The sequence below is a fragment of the Dehalococcoidia bacterium genome, assembly GCA_030648205.1.
In the GTDB taxonomy this organism is placed as follows: domain Bacteria; phylum Chloroflexota; class Dehalococcoidia; order JAUSIH01; family JAUSIH01; genus JAUSIH01.
Genome location: JAUSIH010000057.1, coordinates 22,576 through 32,327, shown reverse-complemented (window position 1 = coordinate 32,327; position 9,752 = coordinate 22,576). Strand labels below are relative to the sequence as shown.

The window sequence follows — 9,752 nt, the reverse complement described above, 5'->3', positions numbered from 1 at the left end:
TGAGGCCCTTGTCCAGCATCCACTTCTGGGCCTGATTGATGTCCTCGGCATTCGGCACTTTGTTCTCCGGGAATGGCGGCACCTTGAATGTCGTCGCCAGGCTCGCCGGGAGATTGGCCTTCTGCGCCAGGAGCGACAGGTACTTCGCCCTGTTGGCGTTGATGGCCTTCACCGCCTTCTCGTGCGCTGCGACGAAGCGGCGCACGCCCTCCGGGTTATCTTGCAGCGTTTCAGTCCGGAACTCCAGGACCGACAGGCCAATCTGGCTCTTGGCGTCGGAGAGGATGACGCGGGCGCCCGCCTGAATCGCCAGGGTAGTCAAAGGCTCCGGCAGCGTGGCCGCCGCCACCTGGCCCTTGGCCAGCATCTCCATGCGGACGGGGATGCGCGTGACCTCGGTCTTCTTCACGGCGTCCGCGCCAACGCCCGCCTCGGCGACCAGCCGGTCCGTCAGGTACTCGATGAGCGAGTTGTGGGAGACGGCTACTTCCTTGCCCCGCAGGTCGGCGGCGGACTTGATCGGGCTGTTCGGCCCCACCAGAACGGAGATCATCGCCATCTCCGGGCCGCCCCGAAAGGTCTCCTTCACGATCTTCACCCGAGTCTGGTCCTTGTTCAACAGCCCCGTGGCGATGAGGTCGGCGAGCTGTCCGTCGGTCTGCTTGGCCTGCAGAGCGGCGTCCCGCTCCAGGGCGCTGGAGAACGTGACCAGCTCCACGTCAACGCCCTGCTCCTTGAAGTAGCCCTCCTGATCGGCGACATAGAACGGCAGGCTGTCTATGATGGGCAGCAGGCCCACTTTCAGCTTGGCCGGTGCGGGCGCGGTCGCGCACCCCGCCAGCCCCACGGCCAGCGCAAGAATTCCCATGAAAAGCGCCAGGCTCCACGTCTTGGAACGCATGATCCCTCCTATGAGTTTGGTTGTCCCTTGTAGCGAAAGCGCGTGTCCAGGGCGTCCTTGACCCCCAGGGCCAGGAGCGCCCTGCCGGCGACAAAGTCCACGATATCGTCCACACTCTTTGGATGCAGGTAAAAGGCGGGCATGGGCGGCAGGATGACCGCGCCCAGCCGGGCCAGCGTCACCATGTTCTCCAGATGGACAAGCGAGAGGGGCGTCTCCCGAGGCACGATGACCAGGCGGCGCCGCTCCTTCAGGGTGACGTCGGCGGCGCGCTGGAGCAGGTTCGTCGCCACGCCGTGCGCGATGCACGCGATGCTCGACATGCTCGCCGGGATGACCAGCATCCCGCCCGTGGCGTACGTCCCGCTGGAGATGGACGCCGCCATGTCGTGCGTCTCGTAGTAACGGAAGTTGCCGTCCTTTCGGAAGCGCTCAAGCGCGGTCGCAAAGCTCTCGCCCAGCTCCTGCCGCCACACCTGGTCCGCGTGGCTGGAGCAGGTGAGCGCCACGGGAATCGAGCGGGCCAGAAGCTGCTCGACTGCCCGCTTCGCAAGGGGCGCGCCGCTGGCGCCCGTTATACCGATGACGTATGGCTCCACGGTGACTCCCGCGCCAAAGGCGCTAGACCCGGAACAGCACCGACGCCCCGGTGCACAGGAATATGATGATGGCCAGGTATCCGTTCACGTTGAAGAACGCCGTATCCAGACGGGACAGGTCCTCCGGCATGACAAGCCAGTGTTCGTAAACGAGCAGCACCGTGGCTACCGCCCACCCCAGGTAGTATACCGGCCCCAGGCCAAGCACAATCCCCAGGGTGAGGAGAGAGGCCGAGGTCAGCCCGTGCATCGCCGCGGACCAACGCAGCGCGGCCCCAATCCCGAACGTCTGCGCCACCGACTTCAGCCCCTGCCGCCGGTCGAAGTCGTAATCCTGGCAGCAGTACATCATGTCGAAGCCGCCCACCCACGTGGCGACGGCGAGTCCGAGCAGTATCGCTTCCCACGGGAGTGCGCCCGCCACGCCTATCCAGCCGCCCATCGGCGCAATCCCGTCGGCTATACCCAGGGCGAAGTGGCTCAGCCACGTGAAACGCTTCGTGTAGGAGTACCCGACGATGAACACGGCGGCGAAGGGCGCCAGCGTCAGCGCCAGTGGGTTGAGCTGGGCCGCCGCGAACAGGAAGCCCGCAAGGGAGACCAGAGACAGCGCCGCCATCTCGATGGGACGGAGGATGCCCCGAGGCAGCGCCCGACCCGCCGTGCGGGGGTTCAGGGCGTCCAGGCGCCAGTCAATGAGGCGGTTCGCGGACATGGCCAGGGTGCGCGCCGCCACCATCGCGACGGTCACCCACAGGAGCTGGTGCCCGGTGGGCAGCCCCCGAGCGGCCAGGATGACGCCCAGGTAGGCGAAGGGTAGGGCGAAGAGGGTATGCTCGAAGCGCACCGCGTCCAGCAGCACGCCCAGCCGGGCCACGCCGAGGACGCCCGCCGCCCGCACGGACGGCGCGATCTCTATCCTCTCGTCGCCCGCCGCCCTAGATCCCATATTCCTTCCAGCGTCGGTCCACCAGCGCCTTGATCTCCGGGCTCATGACGATATCCGGAGGCCAGGGCCGCGTGTGGCCCTCCAACGGCCCCTTGGTCGTGGCGTCAATGCCCACCTTGCTGCCGTACTTGGGCAGCGGCGCGGCGTGGTCAAGGTCGTCCAGCGGGCCGTCCACGATGACGAAGTCGCGCCGCGCGTCTATGTTGTTGGTGACGCGCCACGCCACCTCCGACAGGTCGTGCACGTTCACGAAGTGGTCAACCACCACGATGGCCTTGGCAAGCATCATCAGCCCCATGCCCCACAGGGCGTACATCACCTTGCGGGCATGGCCCGGGTACTCCTTCTTGACCGAGACGATGACGAGGTTGTGGAAGATGCCCTCCGCGGGCATGTTGATGTCCACCACCTCCGGCAGGATCATCTGGATGATGGGGAGGAACAGGCGCTCCGTCGCCTTGCCCAGCCAGTAGTCCTCCTGGGGCGGCCTGCCCACGATGATGGACGGATAGATGGGCCTGGCGCGGTGCGTGATGGCGGTGATGTGGAAGACGGCGTACTCGTCCGCGAGGGAGTAGTAGCCCGTATGGTCGCCGAAAGGCCCCTCCGTGCGATGCTCCGCGGGGTCAACGTAGCCCTCAAGGACGATCTCCGCGTGCGCGGGCACCTCCAGATCGCTGGTCTTGCATGGCACGACTTCCACCGGCTCGCGGCGCAGGAAGCCCGCGAAGACCAGTTCGTCCATCTCCGGCGGCAGCGGCGCGGTGCCCGCGTAGAGGGTCGCCGGGTCGGCGCCCAGGACCGCCGCCACGGGGATGCTCCGCTGTCCCAGCTCGCGGCCCAGGCGCTCGTGCTGCGCGCCGCCCTTGTGCGTCTGCCAGTGCATGCCCGTGGTGCGGCTGTCGTACACCTGCATCCGATAGGTGCCCACGTTGCGTTTGCCCGTCACCGGGTTGCGGGAGATAACCAGGGGGAAGGTGATGTAGCGCCCCCCGTCGCCCGGCCAGCACTGAGGAATCGGGAGCCAGTCCAGCACCGCGTCGTCGCCCGTGCGGACCACCTCCTGACACGGAGCGCGGCCCACCGTCCGGGGACGATAGGAGGCCATCTGCGCCATGCTGCCCAGGGCGCGGAGCTTGTCCACCACCCCTGTCGGCGGCTCGCGAAAGACGTTGAGGAGGTCGCGCACGCGGTCAGCGAGCTGGTCCAGGTCTTCCACGCCCAGCGCCCACGCCATGCGCTGCCGTGTGCCGAAGATGTTAATGAGAAACGGGACGTTGAAACCCGTCACGCTTTCAAAGAGGAGGGCGGGGCCGCCGTCCTTCCTGGCGAGGCGGTCCACAATCTCGGTTATCTCGAAATCGCGGCTCACGGGGGCCTTGACGTGGCGTATGTCCCCTTTGCTCTCCAGGAAGGCAATGAACTCGCGCAGGTCGTTGAACGCCATGTCCGCGCCCCCACGATTTGTGAAGATTTGCACGCAATCGTACAGCGCATTATACAATGGCGCTTAGTCACGGTCGAGTGGTTCGCGCGCCTCGTGCCAATGTCCAGCGAATATGAGTCTTCTTGCACTTGGGTTGGTCGTTCACCCCATGCGTAGGGGAAACGATGACTATTCAACGAGAACACGAGAAAACTATGACACCCTATGACTTGACAGTTGCCGCGTGGACTCCGCTCGGATATACTGAAGAGTCCTCGTACGGCCAATCGCTACAAATGGGGAGGGATGAGCGATGGTGCCGAACACATCGGACAAGCCTGTCCGTTTTGGGCGTCGCCTGTTCCTGGGGCTTCTGGGAGTGGGAGCCGTTGCCCTGATCGCGGGCCAGAAAGTCCGCGACCTCGTCAGCGGGTTCTCCCTGCAGCCGATCGTATCCGCCTTCACCGGCGGCGTGACCGCGCGCGGCTTTCGCATCTACGCCGCCGAAGGCATCCCGGAGTGGGACCAGCGGACGTGGCGCCTGCGCGTGGACGGTCTTGTGGCGAACCCGCAGACCTTCACCTTCGCCGACGTCACCCAGCTTCCCGCGACGGCGATGACCCGCGACTTCGAGTGCGTCACCGGCTGGAAGGTCAAGAACGTCCCGTGGAAGGGCGTGGCGCTGCGCGACCTCGTTCGGATGGTGCAGCCGACGCCGCAGGCCAGGTACATCACCTTCTACTCCGGCGACGGTGTCTATACAGACAGTCTGACAATGGAACAAGCCACCCTGCCGGACGTCATCCTCGCGTATGAGATGTCCGGCGAGCCGTTGCCTCTGGAGCAGGGCCAGCCACTCCGGCTCATCAATCCCCATATGTATGGTTATAAGGGCCCCAAGTGGGTGTACCGGGTAGAGTTCAAGGACAAGCAGGACGTGGGCTACTGGCAGAACTATGGATACCCCATTGACGCCTACATCGAGGGCCAACGTAACCCCCTCTTCGGCTAGCGACCGCCTTCACCGCTTCACCCTGACGGAGCGGACGCTCCATTGGGCCCACGCCGTCGTTTTCCTCCTTCTGGTGATAACGGGCGCGGCCATCCTGTTCCCTGTGTTCGCCACGTCCATCGCGGACCGAGAGCTGGTGCGCGCCGTCCACATCACCGCCGGATTCGGCCTCGTCCTGACGCCCATCGCCATCGCCCTCGCGGGCAATCGCCGCGCCGTGCGGCGGGACCTCGCCGACGTTGACCGGTGGGAGGAGGACGACTGGCTCTGGATTCGCGGCTGGTCGTACTACCGCCATGGCAGGCGCATGCCGCCGCCCCAGGGACGGTTCAACGCGGGCCAGAAGGTGAACGCGGTCTTCACCGGCGCGACCGTTCTCTTTTTCTTTGTCACCGGCGTCATCATGTGGAAGTGGTTCTACTTCCCACGATGGCTTGTCGAGAACGCGGGCGGCCTGCACGATGTTATGACGGCCCTTGCCGTGGCGGTCTGGATCGGCCATATGTACATGGCGCTGCTGAACCCCACGACACGGGAGTCCATCCGCGGCATGACCGTGGGCTGGGTGAAGCGCGACTGGGCAGCGGAGCACCACGAGAAGTGGGTGGACGAACTGGACCGGCAGGCGCCCCCGCCCCCTGGTCAGCCCGACCCTCACTAAGTTCCCCCCTCCTGGCATCGTAGCGGCATGGCGGCCTGTCATCCCTCGTAGGGGAGAGACCACGATGCCCAATGACTCATGTGCCCGCTCGTTCCGTCAGAATTGCCATTGTGGTAACTGACGGAGCGGATTCGAGCACGGGAAGCACAATGAAGACCCCTCCGCGGGACTCTTGGTGAATCAGAGGGACGCACAGAGACAGCCTGGCGTGGCAACGGGCTGACCAAAAGGCCACCTTCCGAGTCGCCGGGCTCTTAGCCCAGTACCTTAGTACCCTCTCGACGCAGACCGCCGTCCGACCCCTAACCTTTCCCGCGCCCCCACGTTTTCAGAAACGAGAGCAACAGCACGACATATTTCCGGCCGGAAAAGGAACTGCAACAGCTCTCCATAGGGAAATCAACATTACAAGGAGGCCACGATGAAGGGATTCATCGCCAGGGTGCTGGCTTCCCTGACGGAGGGCGTCGCCGCCCCCAGAGGAGTGCTGGTGCCGTACACAGTCCAGGTGTCCATTGAATCCACGCGCACTATTATGAGGAGGGTCCGATGAAAGCATTGTTTACTCGCCTGCTGGTCGCACTAGTGGTCGGAGGCTTCGGTCTCCTGGCCGTCCTGTCGCCGTCCTTGATGCGGTCCGCCTCGGCTCAGGCGGTCGGCGCGCTGGACCATGTGACCATGACGCCCGCCAGCGTCTCTCTGGCTCAGGGCGCAACTCAGCAGTTCGCCGCCACCGCCTACGACGCCAGCAACAACATCATCCCCGGCGCCACCTTCGCCTGGAGCGTCACCAGCGGCGGCTCCATTAACACCAGCGGCCTGCTCACCGCGGGCGCTGTCGCCGGGACCTACGCCAACGCCGTCCAAGTCACCGCCACGTTCAACAGCGTGACCAAGAGCGGTACAGCTTCGTTCACAGTGGCGCCTGGCGCGCTGGACCACGTGGGCGTGACGCCCGCCAGCGTCTCTCTGGCTCAGGGCGCAACTCAGCAGTTCGCCGCCACCGCCTACGACGCCAGCAACAACGTCATCTCCGGCGCCACTTTCGCCTGGAGCGTCACCAGCGGCGGCTCCATTAGTACCAGCGGCCTGCTCACCGCGGGCGCTGTCGCCGGGACCTACGCCAACGCGGTGCAGGCGTCCACGACCGTCAGCGGCGTGACCAAGACGGCATCCGCGTCCTTCACGGTGACCGCTTCCACGCCAGCTCCACAAACGCCGAATCCTATCGGCATCCGGGCGCTTCAGGCCCTATACAACGGCCTCCTGCACCGGATCGGTTTCGATCACTTCCTGGGCATAGAGGCGAAGTTCCTGGACGGTCAGGGCAATCCGATGTCCCTGAAGGCGGTCGCGGGCAAGGTCACCGCCGTCACCCAGACGAGCATCACAATTATGCTTAACGGTGGCACGGACGTCCAAACGTACACCGTATCCGACAAGACCCAGTACGTCCCCGCGGCGCAGAGCGGTCAGAAGGGTCTGGCGGGGTTCCAGGTGAACGACCAGGTGACTATCGGCACCATCAACGGTGAGGTGACGCTGGTGGCCAAGGCGCAGCCACAGGTGAAGCGTCCTCAGCCGACTCCGAGCACGGGACAACTGGAGAAGGAGAAAGACCAGATCGAGCGGCTCCGGGAGCAGATGAACAAGCGCCTGGACCAGCTTGAACAGCGTCTGGACAAGATGATGGGTACGGCCTCGCGCTCCGGCGGCAACGACAAACTGTCGTTCTCCAACGGTGATGACGGGCGCGGCACTCAGTTTGTTCCTCCGGGCCTTCGGAAAGACCACGGCAAGCAAGGCCGCGGCAAGGGCGAGGACTAAAACCCTCCCCGGTCTGGCAGAGGGGGCCGTCCGTGCGGACGGCCCCCTCTCTTTGTCTAGCGCCTATAGCTCCATCTCTTTGACGCTTTTGGGAACGATGAGCTTTGGCTCGGTGATGGCCTGCACCTCGCGGGGCGTCCAGCCGGGGGCCACCTCCCGCAGGACCAGCCCCTCCTTTGTCACATCAATGACCGCCACATCGGTGACCACTATCTTGACGCATTCCTTGCCGGTCAAGGGAAATGAGCATTTCTTGACCAACTTCGGCTGGCCGTCCTTGGCCGTATGCTCCATGACGACGATGAGCATCTTCGCGCCATACACCAGGTCGGCCGCGCCACCGATGCTGCCCACGCCGCGGGTCGGGATCATCCAGTTCGCCAGGTCGCCCTTCTCCGAGACCTGAAGGCCGCCGAGGACGGTCACGTCAATGTGTCCGCCGCGCACCATGGCGAAGGAGTCGGCGTGATGGAAGAAACAGCCGCCGGGGACGAGGGTCACATGCTGGCCCCCCGCGTTGATAAGCTCAAAGTCCTCCTGCCCCGGCTCGGCGAGAGGGCCGACGCCCAGGATGCCGTTCTCCGAGTGCACGATGACAGTCATCTCCGGCGGAATGTAGTTGGAGACAAGCGTCGGGATGCCGATGCCCAGGTTGACGTAGTAGCCGTCCTTCAGCTCCCGCGCGATGCGCATCGCCATGACCTCGCGGGGCAGCCGCTCCCTGGTTGCCATATGCCTCACCCCCTGACCCCCTCTCCATTGGAGAGGGGGTTTTATTTAGTTCTGGGGGACACCCCCAGACCCCCGCTCGACAAGCTACTTCTTCTTCGGCACGCGGACGACCAGCTCGACGAAGATGCCCGGCGTGACCACCGCCTCCGGATCCAACTCGCCCGGCTCCACAATTATGTCCACCTCCGCGATGGTCGTCCTGGCGGCCATGGCCATCGGCGGGTTGAAGTTGCGCGCGGCCTTGTTATAGACCAGGTTGCCGTAGCGGTCGCCCTTGTGGGCGTGGACCAGCGCGAAGTCCGCCTTCAGCGCCCGCTCCAGCACGTACTCCCGCCCGTCGAAGGCGCGCGTCTCCTTGCCCTCCGCGAACTGCGTGCCCGCGCCCGTGGGCGTGTAGAAGGCGGGTATGCCAGCGCCCGCGGCGCGCAGCCGTTCGGCGAGCGTGCCCTGCGGACACATCTCAAGCTCGATCTGGCCCGCGCGCCACTGCTCCTCGAACGGGGTCTTCTCCAGAGGCGACGCGGGTACGGGGAAGGTCGCGATGAGCTTCTTCACCTGCCTGTTCGCGACAAGCACCGAGACGTCCGGAAAGTTGCGCCAGCCGCCCCAGATGTCGTTGCAGACGGCGGTCAGATTCTTCGCCCCCTTGCGCTTGAGCGCCGCGATAAGCTCGTACGGGACTCCGCGCGCCGCGAACCCGCCGAAGTGGATGACCGCGCCGTCAAAGATGTCCGCCACGGCCTCGTCCGCGCTCCTGACCAGCTTGTTCATCGGCATTGCGCCTCACCCCTTTCTGGGATGGTTGTCGGCTACTGCCCTGTGCTCCGCCGCAGCGCCACCACTTTCTCCCCCAACATCGCCAGCCTGCGGCGGTCGGCCTCCGTCACGCGCACCACGCGGTGCACAAAGATGCCCGGCGTGACCACCGCCTCCGGGTCCAGCTCGCCCGGCTCCACCACCTCGTCCACCTCGGCGATGGTCGTCCTGGCGGCGGGCGCCATGACCGGGTTGAAGTTGCGCGCCGCGCGGCGGTACACCAGGTTGCCGTAGCGGTCCGCCTTCCACGCCCGGATCAGCGCGAAGTCCGCCTTCAGCGCCCGCTCCATCACGCAGGGACGTCCGTCGAAAACGCGCGTCTCCTTGCCCTCCGCGAACCGCGTGCCGATGCCGGTCGGCGTGTAAAAGGCGGGTATGCCAGCGCCCGCGGCCCGCAGACGCTCGGCGAGCGATCCCTGCGGCGTCAGCTCCAGATCCACCTCGCGGCGGCGGTACTGAAGCTCAAAGGAGCACGACTTGACCGTCGTGGTCACGACGGGGTACGAGGTGATGGCCTTGCGCACCCGCCGGAAGTCCACCAGCATCGCGGCGTCCAGCCTGTCCCCGCGCGTGCCGCCGTTGCAGTCGTTGCACACAATAGTCAGGTCTTTCGCGCCCTTCTCCAACACCGCCATAATGAGGTGCGACGGCACGCCCACGCCGGCGAAGCCGCCCAGCAGCAGGACCGCGCCGTCGGCTATATCCCGCACGGCGGCATCCAGCCCAGCCACAACTTTATCGAGGGGCATAGCGCATAAGATAGGCGGTGTCCCTTGGACGCATGGCCCCTATCTTATGCAGAGCAGGCATCTCTGTAAAGGGGAGCCAT

The 9,752-nt window shown here is 65.3% G+C and carries 10 protein-coding genes; 3 read left to right on the top strand and 7 right to left on the bottom strand.

Annotated features, from left to right (window positions below; genetic code table 11):
* The 4 genes from Q7T26_07695 to Q7T26_07680 form a co-directional block, all read right to left on the bottom strand.
* A partial coding sequence (locus Q7T26_07695; GenBank protein MDO8532034.1) for a MetQ/NlpA family ABC transporter substrate-binding protein occupies window positions 1-901 on the bottom strand: 901 nt, incomplete at its 3' end.
* An 8-nt stretch (window positions 902-909) separates the two neighbouring features.
* A complete protein-coding gene (locus Q7T26_07690; GenBank protein ID MDO8532033.1) occupies window positions 910-1,500 on the bottom strand; it encodes a UbiX family flavin prenyltransferase in 591 nt (196 codons plus the stop codon).
* A gap of 22 nt (window positions 1,501-1,522) precedes the next feature.
* Window positions 1,523-2,449: a UbiA-like polyprenyltransferase gene (locus tag Q7T26_07685; GenBank protein ID MDO8532032.1), complete on the bottom strand. Its 927-nt coding sequence runs from the start codon at window positions 2,447-2,449 to the stop codon at window positions 1,523-1,525.
* Window positions 2,439-3,896, bottom strand: coding sequence for a menaquinone biosynthesis decarboxylase (locus tag Q7T26_07680; GenBank protein ID MDO8532031.1), 1,458 nt, complete (start codon window positions 3,894-3,896; stop codon window positions 2,439-2,441). Before Q7T26_07680 ends, Q7T26_07685 begins: the two co-directional genes overlap by 11 nt.
* 292 nt (window positions 3,897-4,188) lie before the next feature.
* Here Q7T26_07680 and Q7T26_07675 point away from each other — a divergent pair, with 292 nt between their 5' ends.
* The 3 genes from Q7T26_07675 to Q7T26_07665 all read left to right on the top strand — a co-directional run bounded on the left by Q7T26_07675 (window position 4,189) and on the right by Q7T26_07665 (window position 7,375).
* Entirely contained in the window at window positions 4,189-4,887 is a 699-nt protein-coding gene (locus tag Q7T26_07675; GenBank protein MDO8532030.1) for a molybdopterin-dependent oxidoreductase, read from the top strand.
* Window positions 4,844-5,548 carry a cytochrome b/b6 domain-containing protein gene (locus Q7T26_07670; GenBank protein ID MDO8532029.1) on the top strand — a complete coding sequence of 235 codons (705 nt, stop codon included), beginning with the start codon at window positions 4,844-4,846 and terminating at the stop codon, window positions 5,546-5,548. Before Q7T26_07675 ends, Q7T26_07670 begins: the two co-directional genes overlap by 44 nt.
* A 549-nt stretch (window positions 5,549-6,097) precedes the next feature.
* Complete coding sequence (locus Q7T26_07665; protein MDO8532028.1) at window positions 6,098-7,375, top strand: Ig-like domain-containing protein; 1,278 nt, start codon at window positions 6,098-6,100, stop codon at window positions 7,373-7,375.
* Between the two features lie 63 nt (window positions 7,376-7,438).
* On the opposite strand, the gene Q7T26_07660 is transcribed toward Q7T26_07665, so the two are convergent.
* The 3 genes from Q7T26_07660 to Q7T26_07650 all read right to left on the bottom strand — a co-directional run bounded on the left by Q7T26_07660 (window position 7,439) and on the right by Q7T26_07650 (window position 9,672).
* Complete coding sequence (locus Q7T26_07660) at window positions 7,439-8,107, bottom strand: 3-oxoacid CoA-transferase subunit B (protein MDO8532027.1); 669 nt, start codon at window positions 8,105-8,107, stop codon at window positions 7,439-7,441.
* An 84-nt stretch (window positions 8,108-8,191) separates the two neighbouring features.
* The gene (locus Q7T26_07655; GenBank protein ID MDO8532026.1) at window positions 8,192-8,878 is read right to left on the bottom strand and encodes a 3-oxoacid CoA-transferase subunit A; all 687 of its coding nucleotides are present in this window, start codon (window positions 8,876-8,878) and stop codon (window positions 8,192-8,194) included.
* Between the two features lie 38 nt (window positions 8,879-8,916).
* Window positions 8,917-9,672: a 3-oxoacid CoA-transferase subunit A gene (locus Q7T26_07650; GenBank protein MDO8532025.1), complete on the bottom strand. Its 756-nt coding sequence runs from the start codon at window positions 9,670-9,672 to the stop codon at window positions 8,917-8,919.
* Window positions 9,673-9,752 lie beyond the last annotated feature (80 nt).